We start from the raw sequence: 18,860 nt of genomic DNA on the forward strand, positions 1-18,860 counted from the left end.
CCGGCTCACTGCACGTTAGGGCTGCAGATCGGGGTGATCGGCTGGTCGTTGATGACCTTGTGGGCGAAAGGCACCGAATCCTTGAGCGAGGCGTTCACCGTTTCGCTATGCCCCAGCCCTTTGTAGAGATGGCCTTCAACCACGGAGCCGGTTTTGCAGGCGTCCTGCATCAGCGCGACCTGGGTCGAGGCTGCCGGGGTTTTGTCCTCGGCGCCGGTACCGATGAAAATCGGTTGGGCCAGTTTCAGCGTCGGGTAGGACACTTGTTTTTGCCACGCCGCGAGCTGGTCGCCCTTGTAGTCTTTTTTGGCGTTGGCCGGCGTCAGGCCGACACCGACCACATCGCTGACCAGCGCCGCCAGGCAACTGGTGCGGGCCTGCTCGAACAGTGGCAATGCCTTGCCGGTGTAGAAGTCCTTGGGGTTGATGCTCGGGTCGTACTGCTGGGCCGCCAGCAAGGTGTAGAAACCGTAGGCAAGGGAGGCGTCGACTTTGTTGACGTCCTGTTCACCGACGTTTTTCGCACCCACGGTGTAGATCACGCCGGTGCCGATGCTGCCTTTGACGCCGAGGTCCGGCGCATAAGTCGGGGCGTAGGCGGCCGAGGCGAAGGCACCTGCGCCGCCTTGGGACTGACCGACGATCAGCACTTTGTTGGCCAGCCCCGGCACGCCGGAGACTACGGCTTTGGCCGCATCGAGAATGCCGTAGGCGGCCATGCGATTGTTCAGCAGGGGGTGGCCGCCGGGTACGCCGAGGCCCTGATAGTCGGTGGCGACGATGGCATAGCCTTCGTCCAGCCAGCGGCTGAGGTACTGCACGTCGCGATAGGAACGGCCTTGCCAGGACGGCGCGCAAACGTCGGCGACACCGACCGTGCCATGGCCCCAACTCGCGACCGGCCAACCACCTGCAGGCGCCTTGCCTTTGGGCAAGAAAAGCGTGCCCGAAACCACGATCGGGGTCTTGTTATCGATGCCGTCGGTGGAGGTGTAGAGAATCCGCTGCGCGCTGGCAGCGTTGGGCAGGCTCAAGGTTTTTTCCAGCGGCTCGCTACGCAGCAGTTTGCCCGGTGTGGACGGGATAACCTCTTGCCAGGTGTAGAACGACGAGACACGACCGTCACCTTGCCGCGGGTCGGGTTTTGGCGCGTGGGTACCGGCAGCCAAGGCACTCATGGACAGCGCCAGGGCACTCAAACCGAAGACGATTTTTTGCGGCAGTTTCATCAGGATTTCCCTATTCATGGATTGTTGCTGACCTGGCCACGCAGGGCCGGCCAATAGTCGGTGAGTTGCAGATCGATCAGCGCCTGGTTGGTGAAACCGGTGGCCAGCGAAGGGGTGATGTCGTAGTTGTCGCGAATCAGGTGGTTGGCCAGGGCGTAGGCGGTCAGGGCCTGGTAATGCGCCTTGAGTTGTTGGTCGCTTTTCGGCGCCCAGCGCTCTTTCCACGACACGGGATCGTTCTGGTCGTCGCGACGCAACACGCTTTCAGCCGTGCCGGCGCGGGAGGAGAGTTGGTAGTAGGCATCCTGGTTCTGTTCTTGGCTGATCCACCACGCGGCCTTGACCCAGGCCGTTGCCAGCATCTGCGTGATGTCGGGGTGCTGGGTGACGAAGCTGTCGGTGCCCCAGAGGTCGGAAATCAACCGCCAGTCGTTGGCGCCTTGTTTGGTCGACCAGAGAATCTTGCCCACGCCTTTGTCCTCCAGCGCGTAGGCCTCGCTCAGCAGCACCGCTGCATCGACTTTGCCGGCGGACACCGCTGCGGCGCCGACTTGCGGGTTGAGGTTGGCGATTTTGAAGTCGTCGAGCTTCAGGCCTTTGCTGGCGAGGAAGTTGCTGAAGGCGAACTCCCAGGGGCGACCACGGTGCAGGGCCAGGCGTTTGCCTTTGAGGTCTTCGATGCTCTTGGCTTCGGAACCGGCGGGTACCACCAGGTAGATGTTGTTGCCGCTTCCACCGGGCACGATCAACTTGCCCGGCACGCCACCCGCGCCGGCGATCACCGAGGGCAGGTCGCCGCGCACGGCGAAGTCGATGCTGTTGTTGCTGAAGCCTTCGTTAATCTGCGGACCGGCGCCGGCGTGGGGTAGGGCGATCCACTCCAGTTTCACGCCGCGCTGGCTCAGTTGCTGTTCGAGCCAGCCGTCCTCGATCACCCGCCCGGCGATACCGCCAAACACCGGTTTGCCGCCCTGGGTGTAGGCGACGATGGCGATCTTCACCGTGGTCGGTGCCTGTTCGGCCAGTGCAAAGGCACTGAGCAGTAACCCGGTCAAGCCGACCAGGCTGTTACGCCAGAAACGTTTCATCGAAATCTCCCTGTATGGCTATTGGCAAAAGCACTCTGTAGGAGCTGGCTTGCTGGCGAGGAGGCCTTCAAGTCCTGTGGCGTTGTTGAGGACGCCATCGCCAGCAAACCGGCTCCTACAGTTAGTTTGCTGTTTGGAGGGAGAGAGCAGATTGCATGCCACAGCGTGAAAATCGGGCTGCAGGCCTTGCGTGGCGGGGCTATTGGGGTATGGGGCGGAGGTTGCTCAGAGCGGAGGGTGCTGATCTGCAAGCAGGGCGATGCGTGCCAGTTGCTGCTCCAGCAACAAGGCAGGAGCAATTCGATGACATATTCAAAATAGGAATATTCAAATACGAATTAATAATTTTTTAGTCTAAATATCTTCGTGCACTATTGAGCACGCGCTTTTACTGCCAGGAATGCACCATGTCGCTGATCACTCATCCAAATGCCCGCGAATTGACCAAATCGGTAAGGGCCACCGTTCTGGTGTTCAAGGACCCGCGCTCCCAGGAGTTGCTCAGTCGAATAGAGCGCCTGGCGCCCAGTGAGGCCAACACATTGATCATCGGCGAAACCGGAACCGGCAAGGAGCTGGTGGCCCGCCATATTCACCATCTGAGCCGAAGAGGGCGTGAACCTTTCGTTGCAGTGAACTGCGGTGCCTTTGCCGAAACCCTGGTGGAAAGCGAGTTGTTCGGCCATGAAAAAGGCGCGTTTACCGGCGCCACTTCCAGCAAGGCCGGCTGGTTCGAAGCCGCCAATGGCGGCACGCTGTTTCTCGACGAAATCGGTGATCTGCCGCTGAACATGCAGGTCAAATTATTGCGGGTCCTACAGGAGCGCGAAGTGGTGCGCCTGGGCTCGCGTACGCCAATTCCGATCAACGTTCGCCTGGTGGCCGCGACCAACGTCAACCTGGCGGATGCAGTGGTTGCCGGGCATTTTCGCGAGGATCTTTTCTACCGATTGCACGTCGCCACAATTCGCCTGCCGCCGCTGCGGGAGCGACCGGGAGACATCCTGCCACTGGCGGAATTTTTCCTCGAAGAACACTGCCAACGCCTGGGCTACAACCGCGCTTCGTTGAGTGTCGAGGCCGAACGCAAACTGTTGGAACACAGCTGGCCGGGCAACATCCGCGAGCTCGAAAACTCCATCCACCACGCTTTGCTGGTGTGCCGCAATCAGCGCGTCGCCCCGGCGGATCTGCACCTGGTAGACATGCGCTCTTCGGGTATCCGCCACGAGCAGGAACAAGCCGTCCATTCGAGCCCTGGCATCGCTGCACCGGTTAGCCTGGAAGCGGCGCTCAACGCATTGTTCGAGCAAAACATTCCAGACCTCTACGAGCACATTGAAGAAACCATCTTTCGCGCGGCTTATCGGTTTTGCCACGGCAACCAGTTGCAGACCGGGCGACTACTGAACATCAGCCGCAATATCGTCCGGGCGCGGTTGGAAAAAATTGGCGAATTGAACAAGCCGTTATCGGTGGAGGAGTAGCGAATCACCGTGACTCCTGACCGAAACGCCTCATGGCGTCAGCAGTGATGTCGGATACACTCCTGTGCGAGGATCTCTTGCAGCACCCCTGACAGGTGATGCGTACGATTAATTGTTTACTGCGGTGCTTCTATGGGTCGGAACGTTAGTTGTGGCGTCATCTTGAGCCTGGTGCTCGCAAGCTGCTTTCTAACGGTATCCGCAGATCCTGTTCCTCCAGAGCCCGATCAGGCGATTGGCCGTTCGTTGTCAATTATTCGTTCGGCAACTCCGGAGAAGCCTCAGGTCCTGAAAGTTCTTTTCTACGGACAGTCGATCAGTACGCCGAAATGGACCGACCAGGCTATCGCGACGTTGCGAGCCAGATATCCCAACGTGGCCTTCGATTACCGTAACCTCGCTTTGGGCGGGTGGAGCGCCGTTCTCTTGGAACAGGCGGTCGCCCGCGACATCGAGGAGGTCTATCCCGACCTGATCGTTTTTCATGTATATGGCGATCACCGGGCCTACGAGCGAATCATCCGCACCCTTCGCTCCAAAACCGCAGCCGACATCATCATTCAAACAGACCACGTCGTTTATCCGGTTGAACCTGTGTGTGACACTGGCTTACATCTTCGATGGTCGCCGCCAGAGGGTTGTACGGGGCATTTTTTGTTCAAGCAAAGGAGCTGGGAGGAGTTCATGTCCGACGTCTGGGCCCCGGCCCTGGCAGCGAAATATGACCTTGCGCTGGAACCGCGGCGCCAGCGCTGGAATGCCTATTTGCGGGAGCACAACCTTCAAATAGCTGATTTGCTCGCCGATCCGCCGCATCCCAACACTGAGGGGTGGACCCTCATGGCTAACCTGTTCACTTCTTGGGTCGGGGAGCTTGTGGATCATCCTGAAAATAATGAGAACAACACTTTCGGCCATGTTCAGAGCTTTACTGCGCCTGTCCCTGGCGAAAAGACCCGCTACGAATTCGATGGCAACCGCGCCGAATTAATCGCCGCGGGTCCCTTGGACGGAAAAGTAAGTCTCAAGATCGACGGAAAGGACCCCGGCGAGCTCGACGGCTGCTGGCAGACCAGCCGCGTAACGCGGTTGCCTAATGTCCCGGAATGGCCGGCTCTGAAAAAAATCGACGTCCGCCAGACTTATCACGAAGCGGATGTGTGGACGCTTCGGGTCCGGCATCTCGATACCCCGCAAGAAAGTTTCGACTTTGATCTAGAGAGCGCTCGTACAGGCGCAGAGGGAAGCGGCTCGGGTTCGGAGGTTTTCAAGTCGCTCTCGGGGAACGTTACGATACAGCCGGGTGCCTGGAACCTTTCCTATGCCAAGAAAATATCCGGTAAAGGTCTGGAGGAGGAACAAAGCTTTCAATGGGAGCGGCGCTTCGCCTGCGTAGACGAACCGGCGACTCCCCTGGCAAATGGCTCGGTGCAGCAGCGTCATGTGCTGGTAACCGGTCTTCCAAATACACGTCATGTCATCGAGTTAACGGTTTCTTCTGATACTCCCGCGATTTCGGAATTTCGAGCTTATCGGCCGCCGCTTATCGAGTGATTTTGCGGCGTCTGGAACGAGCCTGGCTGATTCCGGCGATTAACCTCTGCTACTCGATGCTGGACGCTGACTGCACAGGATGAACATGTCATTGCCATCATCGAACAGGAAGCGCGTCTCGGACAACGAACGCATCCAGTAACTCACGCTGTTGTCCGAGCGGAAGATAAACATCCCCAGTGCACCCGATAGTTCAGGTAGCGGACTGTCCGCTTCGCCCTTGGCGGCACGCACGACATTGATCTGCAAGCGGTGCTCCTGTTGTTGCACCTCAAAGGCACTGTTGCGACGCAGGGAGCCCAATTCATTTCCCGAGTCGGCCTCGATCAATTCGGCGCGCATACGCATGTGGCTGACCCCGGTGGGCCGCAAGTCCAGTCTGAACCGAGTGGTCAACCACGCAGGACGCAATGCGGACGGCACTTGATGCGCACTCTCTCCAGTGCACCAAAGATCCGGATTGCTCGTGTGCCCGGCCGACAGGCGCCCGAGCGCCACACCCAACAGACCCACGAGTACGAAGGCCAGGCACCACACGATGTTTGCGGTGCGTCTAGTCATATTGTTGTACGCCAATGCAGCGACTGCTGACCATTTCCAGCTCGCCATCGCAAAGAATCTGGTCGGCCCCACGGCGGGACGGTAACAGGTACAGGTGCATGTTTTGCGCCGGGATGCCTAGATGCCCCGCCAGTTCGCGACTGTTCTGCACCAACGATTGCAGGTGCGATGTCGCCGGGGGATGTACGTCCTGCGCCGACAGATGCACGTGCACATCATCTATGGTAACGGGCGCGGCGAACGCGGGCGGTGCCACCTCAGGAGAAGGCCCCAGCCAGATTCTTCCGGACAGGAATGCCAATACCCCCCAAAGAGAGAGTGCGAGCCACAAGCCCCATCGCTTTGGTGGTGTTGTGGGCTGCACTGGACGCGGCGCCGAAGTGGGTGCGGTTGGTGCAGGGTTTGCCGTGATCGATGGCGCTTCGTCCGGTTCGTCTTCTGCATCGGCCATGGTTGAAACCGGCGTTGCAGTTGGGGCAGGCGCCGCTTGCGCAACCGCGGACAACTCCTCGACGCTCACGCCATCGGCGAGCTTGTAACCGATGCGCGGCAAGGTCTGGATGAATTCGCGATCGGGCTGCAGTTTCTCCAGGGCCAGGCGCAATTGCCGGACAACCTGGGCCAGGCTGTTGTCGGTCACTTCCAGTCCATATTGGCCCCAAGCGCCGGCCATCAGTTCGCGTTTGCGCACCACGGCGCCACCCGACCTGAGCAGCATGGCCAGGCATCGACTGGCAATGGCGCCCAGGCGCAAAGGCTCTTCATTGACGGCATCGACGCGAAACAACAGGAAGTTGCTTTCGTCGAACACCAAATGTTCATCAATCAGTAATTGGCCCATGGCGAGCTTCCGTGCGTGGCACGACGGTAAGTCGGAGACGCGTCGTCGACCTCTAGAGTTAAGCGGCCATTTGTTGCTTTAGCCAACGACTACTCAGAATAGACGCCGAAATCTCGGCCTCAGCGCCGAATTCAGGCCAGCTCAGAGTCGGGCAGGAGCTCACTGACATAGCGGTTACGACCTTGCTGTTTCGCTTGATACAGCAGCCGATCCGCACGGATCAGCAAGTTTTGAACACTTTCACCTGGGCCATGCCAGTCGATGACACCCATGCTGCAGGTAACGCCAAACTGCTGGCCGGCGTACTCGATGGTCGAGGTTCGCAGCGCTTGCAGCAAACGATTGGCCATCCGCTGTGCGCCTGGCAGATCGGTGTCCGGCAGCATGATGAGGAACTCCTCGCCGCCGATGCGGGCCACCAGATCCTGTTGCCGTACCGTCCGGGTCAGCAACTGTGCGAAAAACTTCAGCACCTGATCACCGCCGTCATGGCCGTAGGTATCGTTGACCTGCTTGAAATGGTCGATATCCAGCATCAAAACGCATACGGGCGCCGGCTTGCGTGTGGCGCGCGCCAACTCCATTTCTGCCCGTGGCATCGCGTATTGGCGGTTGTACAGGCCGGTGAGAAAGTCGCGAGTGGCCGCGCGATGTTGCTTCACACCGGCATCCATCAGATGCGCCACCAGCCCACTGATCAGCAGTAAACACGCCACGACGGCGGCTGCCAAAAACAACCCGAGACCGTTAAAACTCAGGAATAGCGGCAGAAAGTCCGGGGCCAACGGGTCACTGTAAATACGCATTTGCAGCCCATGGTGCAGATTTGCATAGTGCCGAGAGAAGCGCTCCTGGCCTTGCACTTGAACAAGCTGCGAGGTCGACCAGGCAGCCTCCGAGCCCGGCAGGTAGGTTGCCTTGCCGGAAGTGAAATGGATGTCGATATACAAGGTGGGTCCCTGATCCTGTGTCAGGGCGACATGCACGATCAGCCCCTTGGTGTTCGCTGTCCCCATCGTCTGGGACGGCAGCAGCGGCTGTGGCTCCAGGCGGGTTTGCGTTTCCTGGATCACGGCGTAACGCCCATCACAGGTATAACCCAGCTGTTGCCGGCTGGTCATGTTGATGCCGCCGTCTTTGAGGCGAATGCGTGGCGCCTGCGGCTTGGGCATCGGTGCCAACTGGTGAATCGGTACCCGCAATATGTACTGTGTAAGCCCATCGACATCCGCAGTCAGGGTCGCGGTTGAGCGCTGCTGCCCGGCAATGAATTCGTCTGACAAACAGCCTTTGGGCGGCGGATTGGCCGTCAGCATGGACTGTTGCAGTTTATGGGTTTGCAGATTGTTCAGCAGGCCCGAATACCCCCATTCGCTGCGTTGAGCCAGCAGTGCTTGCTGACTCTCCAACAGCATGTGGTATTGGCGCTCATAGCGATCGACCACGGCAAAGACAATAAGCATCGACATAACGGCCACTGTTATCCAGCAACTGCGCTTGATAGCCTGCGCGTGCCTCACGACCCAGCTCATGATCTTTACTCCAATGTGCCAGTCGGCACCGTTTGTATTGCCATTGACATTGCCATTGCTACGCCTTGGCAGCCGTCAACCCGCCGTGACCCCAGAGGACTCTTCGGTAACGGGGTCGGCGTAGCGTTCGGCGATCTGTTCAAACTTTTTTTCGAGGTCGATGAAGGCTGCCGCCACATCCGGATCGAAATGCCGGCCGGCACCATCGCGGATGATTGCCACCGCGGTCTCGTGGCACATTTGCGATTTGTAGACCCGTCGACTGATCACCGCGTCGTAGACATCGGCGACCGCCATCAGGCGGGCGCTGACGGGAATGGCCTCACCGGCCAGGCCATTGGGGTAACCGCTGCCATCCCATTTTTCGTGGTGACACAGCGCAATTTCCTTGGCGATGCGCAGGAAGGGCACTTGCGCCCCCAGCATTTCCTCGGCATGGACCAGCGCCTGATAACCCAGCCGGGCATGGGTCTTCATGATTTCGTATTCGGCGGGCTCAAAGCGCCCCGGCTTGAGCAGGATATGGTCGGCAATACCGACCTTGCCGATATCGTGCAGCGGCGCCGACTTGAACATCAGCTCAATGCTTTGATCATCCAGACAAGCGCTGAATCGCGGGTGATCGCGCAATTTTTCCGCCAACAAGCGAACGTAATGCTGCGTGCGGCGCAGGTGGTTGCCAGTCTCGTTGTCGCGAGTCTCGGCCAGCGATGCCAGGGCCAGGATGGTCACGTCATGGATGGCTTGCAGCTCCCGGGTTCGCGCCAGGATTTCCTGATCGAGGTAGCTGTTCTGCGAACGCAACAGGTCCGCAGTGGCCTTGAGGCGCAACTGGGTCTGCACCCGCGCCATCAGCGTGGGCGGGTTGATCGGCTTGAACAGGTAGTCCGTCGCCCCGAGTTCGAACCCCAGACACTCATCTTCGTCCTGATTGCGGGCGCTGAGAAACAGGATCGGCACCTCCTGTGTCCTGGGGTCAGCCTTGAGACGACGGCAGACTTCATGGCCATCCATTTCGGGCATCATCACATCCAGCAGGATCAGATCGGGAATCGCCCGCTCGACGATCTGCAACGCCTGGGCACCGCTGGTAGCAATGCGCACGTGATAGAGATCACACAGCAGTTCACTGATCAGCTGCAGATTGGCCGGCATATCGTCGACCACCAGCACGGTGGCTCTAGAGGTTGAGCTGTTCAAAGGGACGTCCTTGTGACGGGGTCACTGGATGGGTCGTTAAAGCAGCCGGGGGAGTCCGGAAGTACGACGGGAAATCAGGTCCCGTCATTTCTGCCAAGTGAATGCAGTAACGCACGCCACCCGAACCACTGCTCTGAAATGGCCTGATGCGTTGCCGCCGGGCGCTGAAAAACGCTGAAAACTTCTGAATCGCCCGTTTTCGAAGGCATGAACGGCGTCTTGCCCGTGTGTTTCCATCCGTTTATTGCGCCGGTTGCGCAGCCCGCATGTTCTCTCTCAGGCAGACTTGCGCCCGCTCGAAATCGAATTGCATGACAGCGCTTTCCAGTGATGGGAAGCGATGGGCAAACGCGCTGCGCAACAAGCCCGCATGGGAGGAAAAACAGGTCACTGCCTGTGCATCAAAATCACCCAGAAGGGCGTCGAGATCGCGGCAGATCCGTTGCAGCTCGACAACGTCGACCCCTGTTGGCATCGTCTCGACTTTGTCGGGCAATTTCTCGCGCAACTGCTCGAGCAGTGCGTCCAGGGGGGCAGACAACGCTTGCAGGCTGATGTGCAACTCATCCATTGGGCGCCTGGCGCGCAGTGCCTGCTCCAATTCACTGGCGGCTTGTGCGACAGCGTCGGCACCGATGGTCGCTGAGGCGCCTTTGCAGCCATGGACCAACCACTCGGCCTGAACCCGTTCGTCCGCCGCCAGCGCCGCATGCAGCTGTTGCAGCAACGGGCTCTGGTCGGCCAGATAGCGGTGCAACAGATCCGCATACAGGTTGTGTCGGCCCAACACCCGTCGCAACCCCGCAGCCATGTCCAGTCCTTCGACTTTCAAACCCGAGTCACACACCGCTGCTTGCGGCATCCCTGCGCGAATTGGGCGGGCCGGATGCTCAGTGAGCCAACGTCGCACAATGGCGTAGAGCGTCTGTGGCTCGAAGGGCTTGCTGACAAAATCATTCATGCCGGCCGCCAGACACGCGTCATGATCACGCTGGCTGGCGTTGGCGGTCATCGCGACAACGGGCAGTGTGCTCAGACCCGGCAACCGGCGCAGCAGACGGGTGGTCGCCAATCCATCGAGCACCGGTATCTGCATGTCCATGAACACCAGGTCATAGCGTACTTCGGACAGCCGATTCAGCGCCTGACGGCCATCCGCCGCGATATCCACCCGACAACCCACCGCCTGCAGCAACTCGGCGGCCACCTGCTGGTTCAGTTCATTGTCTTCCACCAACAAGACACGGGTCCCTTCGACAGCTCTCCAATCGCTCAAAGGCTCCCCGGCGGTGAGGCCATCAACGACATCGCTGCTGGCCAATTGCAGACGGACTTCAAACCAGAAGTTACTGCCTTCGCCCAACAAGCTCTGGACGCCGACCTCACCCCCCATCAACCCTGACAGTTGTTTGGCGATCGCCAGCCCCAGGCCCGTACCACCAAAGCGTCGTGTGGTAGAGGCGTCGGCCTGCTGGAAGCTCTGGAATATGTGCTTGAGCTGTTCGGGCGAGAGCCCTATGCCGCTGTCGTTCACGCTGAAATGAAGCAAGGCATCGTCCGCGCCGGCCTGACGCAGGCTCACCTCAACCCGGATCTGCCCACGTTCGGTGAATTTCACCGCATTACTCAGGTAGTTGAGCAGTATTTGCCGCAGTCGTAATGGATCGCCGCACAAGCATTCGGGCACATCGGCATCGACATCAAGGCGCAGGTCCAGGCCTTTATCGGCAATGCGCGGACGTACCTGGTCGAGCACTTCTTCAAGCAAGTGGGTCAGGCTAAAGTCGCGGACCTCCAGTTGAAGCTTGCCGGCCTCGATCTTGGAAAAATCCAGAATGTCATCAATCACACCCAGCAAATGGCGGCTGGAGCTTTGGACTTTGTTCAGGTAGTCGCGCTGACGTTCGTCCAGCTCAGTCCTCAACGTCAGGTGCGTCATGCCGATAATGGCGTTCATTGGCGTGCGAATCTCATGGCTCATGTTGGCCAGGAATTCGGCCTTGATGCGTGCACTGTCCTCGGCCAGTTGCCGCGCTTGCTGCATCTCGTCTGCCGCCGCCTGTTGGGCGGATATGTCTTCGATGATCCAGATCGAACCGCGTGACTGATTTCCGGAGGCGATGGCCCGGGCACTGACGCTGGCCCAGAAGCATCGGGCGTCCTTGCGACGAAGTTGCAATTGCTGCTGGTAGATTCCGCCGCTGTCGAGCGCCTCGCGAACCTGCGCTTCCAGGGTCATCAACGATTGCTCCGAAATAACCTGATCCAGCCAGATCAGCGGGGAGCACTGCAATTGCTCGTCCGGCGCGTATCCCAGTAATTCATCCAGCCGCGAATTGGCCTGGGTGATCAACCCGTCCTGCACCAAGGCAATGCCATAGGGTGCCGAGGTCACGATGGCTTGTTGCTGTTCGTGCGCCTCGCGCAGGCTGCGTTCTTCCTCTTTGCGCTGGCTGAGATCGCGAATCGCAATGCACAGGCATGGCTTTCGATCCTGTCGCGCCGGTAACAGGCACAGGAACACTGCGGCAGGAAACTCATGACCATCCGCACGACGAGCGACCAGCTCGGCGGTGTCGAGTACCTTGTTCACACGCACTCGCTCGAGCAGGGCATCAATGGCTTCGAGCTGACTGGCCGGGAACAGCGAGCGGTAACTCAGACCCAGCAAGTGGCCGGGGGCGTAACCAAAGACCTGTTCGCTTTCCTGATTGGCCAGGATCACACCGTCCTCGTCGAACACCAACAGCGCTTTAGGGGCGAACTCGACGATGCCGCGATACCAGCTTTCGGTCGCTTCCAGGGACTGCTGGCGTTGCTGCAGTACCAGCGCCTGACGCTCCAGTTGCCGCGCTTGCAGGTGGGCTTGCTGCAGTAACTGCTGATTGTGCGTGCGTTGCTCCAGCAAGTTCAGCAATGGGCCGAGCCGATTGGGCAAGCTGTCGAGCAACTTCAACTGGGCAGGGGCCGGGCGATGGGCGAAATCGAGTTCAAGGCTGGCCAGCTGCTGCCCCTGTTGCAGCAGCGGCAAACTGTAATGCACCTGGCCGGTACGCATGACAAACGGCTCTGCGTCGAATAGCAAAAGCGTGTTGCACCCCAGCCATTCGCCGAGTTTCTGCTGCACCGTTGCGGCAAAAGCCTCGTGACTGGTGCACAACTGCAACGCTTGCACCAACTCGCCGAGGTGGCCCTTGACCCAGTGCTGTCGGTGCAGTTCTTCATTGACCTCGACATAAGCATCGAAGGCCTCGGCCAGGGTTACGACTTCGCCAAGTCCCTGGGGCTGGTGCGGTTCGCCAAGAGCCTCGCCCGCACGCAGGCGGCGCATGCGCTCGGACAGGCGCAACAGAGGGATCATCAATCGGCGGCGCAGCAACACCAGAAATGTCCAGAGGCCGGCGCCCAACGTCGTCAGCTGCATCAGGACATTGATGTGGCTGGCCAGCCTGGCTTTGTTCCGGGCGGCCTCGAAGTCACTGTTGAAACGCTGGGTAGTGGAGAGGGAGAGTTGATTAAGCGCGTCTGCAAAATTCCACTCGGAGTTGATGTAAGTGGTCCCTGACAGCAGTGACGGCCCCCCTCGGTGCCAGCTCTCTTCCATGGCCTGACGCTCCATTGCTGTCTGCTTGAGATCCATCTGCTCGACTTTGGACAGCATTCGGGTTTCCGAGTCAGTCAGTCCGATCTCGCGAAAACCCTGCGCCGCTTCCTGGAACGTCCGGTCTCTTTGCCACTTTTGGTTGTATTGGGTCAGAAACAGTTCATCGCCCGTGCTGACATACAGACGCGCCAATTGAGTCAATTCGCGGTTGAGGGTCGCCATCCGGGCAACACCGGTGATGGTCTGGTGACGGCGATCAGTGGCCCGCTCGGCTTGGGCACCGTAATACTCATCGAGCGTTACGGAGATCAGGCAGGCAATCAGCGCCATGCCAAATCCTACGGAAATGAGTTTGCTCAGACGTTCCAGGCTCATGAACCCTCCTGCGACAAAAGCCCCGGACAGGTGCCGCAAGCTTGGGTGTGCAGTAAACAGCCGCGCCTGCGTCGGTGCTGTGAAAACCGCTGATCCCGTCGAATTGGTTCGATGAAAAACGCTGAAAAGCTGTGAAACGACGCCGCAGTTGACGCAATGGCAAGTGATTGCGGGGAGGGAAGGGCATGGATCACTGAGTAAGCCCTGCATTCCTTGTAGGAATGCAGTACATAAAATTAATGAATTTTTATTATCGCCGTGGGTGACGTAGTTTGATTTGAGGACACGGAGAACCGCCTTGAAATCATCCTCTTTCGACGCCGCTGATAAATTTGATACTTCACGAGCCGATGAATACGGACGTCAGAGCCGTATTGCCCTGGCGGGATATGACGCCTGCCAGGACTTGGCAGCCTGCATGCTATCGGCAAGCCTGGGCAGTCCGGATTCGGCCAACATCCTTGTGGTGGGCGCTGGCGGTACGGCGCAGGAAATTATCGCCATGGCCAGGCTTGAGCCGGGTTGGCACTTCACCGCCGTTGATCCATCCGAGCCGATGTTGGCGGCCGCGAAGGTGCAGTTAGCGGCAAACCATTTGCTTGAAAGAACGACCGTGCATCTTGGGCATGTGGATGAACTGACAGCCGACGAGTCCTACGACGCAGCCACCTTGATCGGCGTGCTCCATCATCTCCCCGGGGATGAGGCCAAGCGACAAGTTTTACGATCCATTCGGACCCGTCTGAAGCCAGGTGCGCCGCTGATTGTCGCGGGCAATCAATATGCTTACGCCAGTCAGCCGTTACTGCTGGCTGCCTGGGGGCAACGGTGGCGGCAGCATGGAGCCAGCCCGGATGAGATAAAAGTCAAACTCGGGAAAATCCTGCAAGGCGCTGACCCTCCACATTCCGAGGCGGCGGTTCAAAAGCTTTTGCAGGAAGCCGGTTTTGGAGAGGGTACGCGTTTCTTCAGCAGCCTTTTCTGGGGGGGCTGGTTGACGTGCAAGATGGCCTGAACCTGGGGGGCGATGGTCCGCTTTTGGACGATTGCTGCTGATTGCGAAGGGGTGCAATCGACCCAAAGCTGCCGGACACCTATGGCTAAAATTGACCGATTGCCGCCCCTCGAAAAGGGTAGCAATTCTACCACTTGGCCCTACTCATCGATGGTAGCGAACCACTCCCCCTCATCTTCGTCACACCACTGCTGCTTCAATCGTTCTGGAACGCCAGGCATAAGCCAACACCATCAGCAGCCCCAGAGCAGCCATCGCCGCTCCGGCCAGGGAAATCGCCGGATAACCCAGACCAGCGTTTATCACTGCTCCGCCCAGCGCTGCGCCGATCGCGTTGCCAAAATTGAAGGCGCCAATGTTCACCGCAGAGGCAAGATTGGGCGCGTCCTTGGCTGCTTCCATTACGCGCATCTGTAGCGGCGGCACCAGGGCGAAACTGGCGATACCCCATATCAGGATGGCCAGAGCAGCCGGCACCGTCCAACGCATCAGCAGGGTGAATGCCAACAAGACGAGAATCAGAACACTTAGCGAGACGATCAAGGTGCGATCTATCGAGCGGTCGGCGGCCTTGCCGCCCCACATATTGCCCAGCGTCAACCCCACACCAAAAAGCACCAGCATGGCGGTGATGTAGGCGGTGGAACTATTGGTCTCGCTGCTGAGGATCGGCGCGATGTAGGTGAAGACGGTAAACATTGCGCTCGATCCGACTACGGTCAGGGCCAATGCGCCCAGCACCGGACCACGCCCCAGTGCCCGAATTTCGGCCATTACACCGACGCTTTGCGGCGTCTTCAGGTTAGGTAGCGCGAACCACAACGCGGCCATGGTCATCACGCCGAGGCCGGTAATTCCCCAGAAAGCAGTGCGCCAACCGAACAGTTCACCAAACCAGGCGGCCAGCGGCACACCGCCGATGGTCGCCAGGGTCAGGCCCATGAACATCGCCGCAACCGCCCCGGCACGTTTCTCCGGGGCGACCACGCTGGCGGCGACGATGGAGCCAACGCCAAAAAATGCACCATGGTTCAGTGAGGTCACCACCCTGGCGACCATGAGGCTGTAGTAATCGGTGGCCAGGGCTGACATCAGATTACCCAGGGTGAAAATCGCCATGAGTCCGATCAGCAGATAGCGTCGGGGAATCCTGCCGGTGGTCAGGGTCATCAGCGGTGCGCCGAGCAATACGCCCAGCGCATAAGCACTGACCAGCAAACCTGCGGCGGGAATGGAAACGCCCAGATCCGCAGCGATACTCGGCAACATCCCCATGGGGGCGAATTCTGTTACGCCGATGCCAAAGGCACCAATGGCGAGCGCGACAAGTGGTGGATTAATACGCATGGAAGGCTCCTTATCTATGCCGCTAATGCTACGATCCAGTCTTTTCAGGCGGTAGATAGCATTTTTGGCAATCACCTTTGCGCAGGAGGCACAAATGGATTTCAACGGCAGGTCAGGTGAAATGAGCGTGTTCACCACCGTGGCGCAGGAAGGCAGCCTGTCGGCCGCCGCGCGTGCACTGGGCCTGACACCCTCGGCAGTCAGTCGGATCATCGCGCGTACTGAGCAACGTCTTGGCACCCGCCTGCTGTTGCGCACCACCCGAGCGATTACCTTCACTGCCGAGGGCGAAGCGTTCCTGCGCGGCGCCCGGCGTATCCTGGCCGACATGGACGAGGTCGAAGAAGCCATCGCCGACCAGGGCGTACCCAGAGGGCGATTGCGGGTCAGTGCCGCCCTTGGCCATGGGCGGCTGGCCATCGTTCCCTTGGTTGCAGCATTCAGCGCCCGTTACCCGAACATCGTCGTCGACCTCACCCTCGGCGACGAAGTGGTCGACATTCTCGGCGGGCAGGCCGATGTCGCAGTCCGCTTTGGCCATCTTCCCGACAGCCCGCTGACCGCGCGCAGGATCGGCGACACCGGCCAGGTAGTGGTGGCATCGCCCGAGTATCTGCAGCGCCACGGTATCCCCCAGGAACCGGAAGACCTGCTACAGCATAACTGCCTGCGATTCAACTTCCGGCGTGCCGAACCCAACTGGCCGTTCATCCGCGATGGAAAAGAGTTTTCCCTGAAGGTCAGCGGCAACATCGAATGCAGCAGTGGTGAAGCGCTGGCACAACTTGCACGAGTAGGTGCCGGCATTGCGCGTATCGGTGAGTTCAGCGTGAGCGAGGATTTGCGACGCGGCGACCTGATTCCGCTATTGGAAGCCTGGAACCCCGGGGACCAGGAACCGATTCATGCGGTGTTCGTCGGCGGGGCGGCAATGCCGGCGCGGGTGCGATTGTTCGTTGACTTTTTGCTGGAACATCACCGGATGTAAGCGGAGGCGTAAGCTGATATTTCCGGGTACTTGTGATGTTGAAGTGACCAAAACATTTTTGGGTGCACTATCAATAGGTGGTTTGCCTTACTGGAACAATCGTGAGCTCTGGCATTGATGGGTCGTCCGCACCTCTTAAAATGGCCGTCGTGAAAGTCCGCTTTTGGCTGTGGATTCAACCGGTCGATGCAACACAACTAAATTCTGTGTAAGCAGAAGGAGTGTTGCAGATGAAGCACAGACCTCGGATCTATTACACCGAAAGCCAGAAAAAACTGACGTGGGATCACTGGCAGAAAGGCGACTCTCTCCAGCACATAGTCCAACTATTTGATCGAAACCATTCATCGATACAGCGCGTCTTGGCGGGAATGACGCCTTCAAAACCCCGCTTACCCAGGTCAAGTTCATCGACAAAAACGTCGACTACGCGCACCGGATTGGTATCACTGACGTAGTTGTCGAGGCTTTCGGGAAGTAAGGTGCTTTGCCCTCGATGTTCGCCTTGGATAAAGCGCTTCATGGGCGATCCCTGCGATGAATTCCTCAGAAATCATCGCAATGGTTCACGAATGTGTTTTTGAGCAATCTGGGCCGGAAAGCGACGGTTTAGTTGCGACCGTCGCTGGGGGATATACACCTCTTACTGCTTACCTGCCTCTTTTATGTGGAGATAAGCCCGCTTTAGTTGGCGGTCTTCAGTTGCACTTCGGCGGTCGAACTGGAGCGGGCGATCACAGTGAGGATCGACAGGGCGGCGATCACCAGCCCTGGTGACGTCGCCAGCAGCACGCCAGTGGTGCCCGCACCGGCAGCAAGGATTTGCCCTGCGGCCAAGGGGCCTGCCACCGAGCCCAAGCGGCCGATCGCCACGGCCGCGCCGACGCCGGTGGCGCGCACTGCGGTCGGGTAGGACGGTGGCGCCAGGGCGTAGAGCACCAGTTGCGCAGCCATGACGAACAACCCGGCGGCAAACCCGGCGATCGCCATCGGCACGATGCCCACGGCCAGGCCGACCCCGGCCAGCGCCGTCAGCAACCCGGCATAGACGAACAGCACGACCTTGACGCCGTTGCAACGGTCCAGGAGCAGGCCGCCGAGCAGCGAGCCAAGGGCGCCGCCGATGTTGAACAGCATCTGCACCAGACCCGCCTGGGGTTTGCTGAAGCCCTGTTCCAGCAGCAACGAAGGCAGCCAGTTGAGCAGCATGTACATCACGGTCAAGGTGAAGAAATAGCTCAGCCACAAGGCCAGGGTGTTGCGTGTGCGGCCTTCGCCGAACAGCGCCTGGGCACTGGATGGCCGCTGGCTGCCAGTGGCTGAGTGTTGTTGGCGGAAGGCGCTGGATTCGGGCAGCAGCAGGGCCATCAGCGGTACCACCAGCAAGGGCACCAGGCCGCCGATGATGAAGGTGGTTTGCCAGTGCTCGCTGGAAAACATCGCCACCACCGCTGCGAGCGCACCGCCCAGGGGCACGCCGCAATACATGACACTGATGGCGGTGCCGCGGTTGCGTTCACTCACGGCCTCGGCGCACAAGGCGATCAGGTTGGGCAGGGCGGCGCCCAGGCCCAGGCCGGTCATGAAGCGCACCAGCAACAGGCTGGAGTAGCTCTCGACGTAGGCCGTGCACAGGGAAAACAGGCCGAACAGCAGCACGGCACCGACGAGGATTTTCTTGCGGCCGATGCGATCGGCGACCCAGCCGCCAAAAAACGCCCCGGGCAGCAGGCCGATGATCCCGGCGCTGAACACCCAGCCCATCATCTTCGGGTCCAGGGCAAAACTCTGGCGCAACCCGGCGGCAGCGGTGCCGGCGGCCTGCAGATCGAATCCTTCGATCAGCGCAACGATAAAGCACAAAGCGATTGTCAGCGTCGAACGACGCGATGGGCTGTCCATGGGTGGAACCTCATTGTTGTTTTTGTTGTGGAGTCGAGCCATCCCATCGCACCGGGTATGTGGAAGATGGCTGCTGACGAATAAGATAACAAAGATAACTAAAAAATGAACTGCCCAATGAAAATCGCAAAAAACAA

General features: G+C 59.3%; 13 protein-coding genes and 2 pseudogenes. 5 read left to right on the forward strand and 10 right to left on the reverse strand.

Annotation, left to right across the window (positions count from 1 at the left end; genetic code table 11):
* Positions 1-5: 5 nt before the first annotated feature.
* Together NL64_RS19975 and NL64_RS19980 are read right to left on the reverse strand one after the other, a co-directional pair.
* Positions 6-1,229, reverse strand: coding sequence for a lipase family protein (locus NL64_RS19975; protein ID WP_034149791.1), 1,224 nt, complete (start codon positions 1,227-1,229; stop codon positions 6-8).
* Positions 1,230-1,243: 14 nt separating this feature from the next.
* Positions 1,244-2,317: an ABC transporter substrate-binding protein gene (locus NL64_RS19980; RefSeq protein ID WP_034149792.1), complete on the reverse strand. Its 1,074-nt coding sequence runs from the start codon at positions 2,315-2,317 to the stop codon at positions 1,244-1,246.
* A gap of 407 nt (positions 2,318-2,724) precedes the next feature.
* Here NL64_RS19980 and NL64_RS19985 point away from each other — a divergent pair, with 407 nt between their 5' ends.
* On the forward strand, positions 2,725-3,804 hold the full coding sequence (locus NL64_RS19985) for a sigma-54 interaction domain-containing protein (RefSeq protein WP_034149793.1): 1,080 nt from the start codon (positions 2,725-2,727) through the stop codon (positions 3,802-3,804).
* A gap of 162 nt (positions 3,805-3,966) precedes the next feature.
* Positions 3,967-5,358 carry an SGNH/GDSL hydrolase family protein gene (locus NL64_RS19990; protein WP_155292768.1) on the forward strand — a complete coding sequence of 464 codons (1,392 nt, stop codon included), beginning with the start codon at positions 3,967-3,969 and terminating at the stop codon, positions 5,356-5,358.
* 39 nt (positions 5,359-5,397) lie between these two features.
* Here the strand turns inward: NL64_RS19990 and NL64_RS19995 are convergent, their stop codons facing one another.
* The 5 genes from NL64_RS19995 to NL64_RS29185 form a co-directional block, all read right to left on the reverse strand.
* Positions 5,398-5,919 (reverse strand): hypothetical protein, encoded by a 522-nt coding sequence (locus NL64_RS19995; protein ID WP_034149795.1) that lies wholly within the window; start codon positions 5,917-5,919, stop codon positions 5,398-5,400.
* Positions 5,912-6,760: a winged helix-turn-helix domain-containing protein gene (locus NL64_RS20000; protein WP_034149796.1), complete on the reverse strand. Its 849-nt coding sequence runs from the start codon at positions 6,758-6,760 to the stop codon at positions 5,912-5,914. The genes NL64_RS19995 and NL64_RS20000 overlap by 8 nt, the downstream gene beginning before the upstream one ends.
* 131 nt (positions 6,761-6,891) lie before the next feature.
* A complete protein-coding gene (locus tag NL64_RS29180; RefSeq protein ID WP_052321268.1) occupies positions 6,892-8,229 on the reverse strand; it encodes a GGDEF domain-containing protein in 1,338 nt (445 codons plus the stop codon).
* 138 nt (positions 8,230-8,367) lie between these two features.
* Complete coding sequence (locus NL64_RS20010) at positions 8,368-9,492, reverse strand: response regulator (protein WP_034149797.1); 1,125 nt, start codon at positions 9,490-9,492, stop codon at positions 8,368-8,370.
* Positions 9,493-9,733: 241 nt separating this feature from the next.
* Positions 9,734-13,471, reverse strand: coding sequence for a PAS domain S-box protein (locus NL64_RS29185; RefSeq protein WP_052321269.1), 3,738 nt, complete (start codon positions 13,469-13,471; stop codon positions 9,734-9,736).
* 298 nt (positions 13,472-13,769) lie between these two features.
* Between NL64_RS29185 and NL64_RS20020 the strand changes: the two genes are divergently transcribed.
* The gene (locus tag NL64_RS20020; RefSeq protein WP_034149798.1) at positions 13,770-14,486 is read left to right on the forward strand and encodes a class I SAM-dependent methyltransferase; all 717 of its coding nucleotides are present in this window, start codon (positions 13,770-13,772) and stop codon (positions 14,484-14,486) included.
* A 180-nt stretch (positions 14,487-14,666) separates the two neighbouring features.
* Here the strand turns inward: NL64_RS20020 and NL64_RS20025 are convergent, their stop codons facing one another.
* Positions 14,667-15,833 carry an MFS transporter gene (locus tag NL64_RS20025; protein ID WP_034149799.1) on the reverse strand — a complete coding sequence of 389 codons (1,167 nt, stop codon included), beginning with the start codon at positions 15,831-15,833 and terminating at the stop codon, positions 14,667-14,669.
* A gap of 94 nt (positions 15,834-15,927) precedes the next feature.
* Between NL64_RS20025 and NL64_RS20030 the strand changes: the two genes are divergently transcribed.
* Complete coding sequence (locus tag NL64_RS20030) at positions 15,928-16,821, forward strand: LysR family transcriptional regulator (protein WP_034149800.1); 894 nt, start codon at positions 15,928-15,930, stop codon at positions 16,819-16,821.
* Positions 16,822-17,051: 230 nt separating this feature from the next.
* A pseudogene (locus NL64_RS30640) lies at positions 17,052-17,237 on the forward strand (IS30 family transposase); the annotation flags it as partial.
* Here NL64_RS30640 and NL64_RS29740 read toward each other — a convergent pair.
* Together NL64_RS29740 and mhpT are read right to left on the reverse strand one after the other, a co-directional pair.
* Positions 17,180-17,344, reverse strand: a pseudogene (locus tag NL64_RS29740) (IS5/IS1182 family transposase); the annotation flags it as partial. The pseudogenes NL64_RS30640 and NL64_RS29740 sit on opposite strands and share 58 nt — an antisense overlap.
* Before the next feature lie 161 nt (positions 17,345-17,505).
* Complete coding sequence (gene mhpT, locus NL64_RS20035; protein ID WP_034149801.1) at positions 17,506-18,723, reverse strand: 3-(3-hydroxy-phenyl)propionate transporter MhpT; 1,218 nt, start codon at positions 18,721-18,723, stop codon at positions 17,506-17,508.
* Positions 18,724-18,860 lie beyond the last annotated feature (137 nt).

Source organism: Pseudomonas fluorescens (assembly GCF_000802965.1).
GTDB lineage: Bacteria > Pseudomonadota > Gammaproteobacteria > Pseudomonadales > Pseudomonadaceae > Aquipseudomonas > Aquipseudomonas fluorescens_A.

Bases quoted from the DNA above. Each gene is read 5' to 3' on its own strand.
- NL64_RS19975 (WP_034149791.1), bottom strand. From the start codon at position 1,229: ATGAAACTGCCGCAAAAAATCGTCTTCGGTTTGAGTGCCCTGGCGCTG.
- NL64_RS19980 (WP_034149792.1), bottom strand. From the start codon at position 2,317: ATGAAACGTTTCTGGCGTAACAGCCTGGTCGGCTTGACCGGGTTACTG.
- NL64_RS19985 (WP_034149793.1), top strand. From the start codon at position 2,725: ATGTCGCTGATCACTCATCCAAATGCCCGCGAATTGACCAAATCGGTA.
- NL64_RS19995 (WP_034149795.1), bottom strand. From the start codon at position 5,919: ATGACTAGACGCACCGCAAACATCGTGTGGTGCCTGGCCTTCGTACTC.
- NL64_RS20000 (WP_034149796.1), bottom strand. From the start codon at position 6,760: ATGGGCCAATTACTGATTGATGAACATTTGGTGTTCGACGAAAGCAAC.
- NL64_RS29180 (WP_052321268.1), bottom strand. From the start codon at position 8,229: ATGTCGATGCTTATTGTCTTTGCCGTGGTCGATCGCTATGAGCGCCAA.
- NL64_RS29185 (WP_052321269.1), bottom strand. From the start codon at position 13,471: ATGAGCCTGGAACGTCTGAGCAAACTCATTTCCGTAGGATTTGGCATG.
- NL64_RS20025 (WP_034149799.1), bottom strand. From the start codon at position 15,833: ATGCGTATTAATCCACCACTTGTCGCGCTCGCCATTGGTGCCTTTGGC.
- NL64_RS20030 (WP_034149800.1), top strand. From the start codon at position 15,928: ATGGATTTCAACGGCAGGTCAGGTGAAATGAGCGTGTTCACCACCGTG.
- mhpT (WP_034149801.1), bottom strand. From the start codon at position 18,723: ATGGACAGCCCATCGCGTCGTTCGACGCTGACAATCGCTTTGTGCTTT.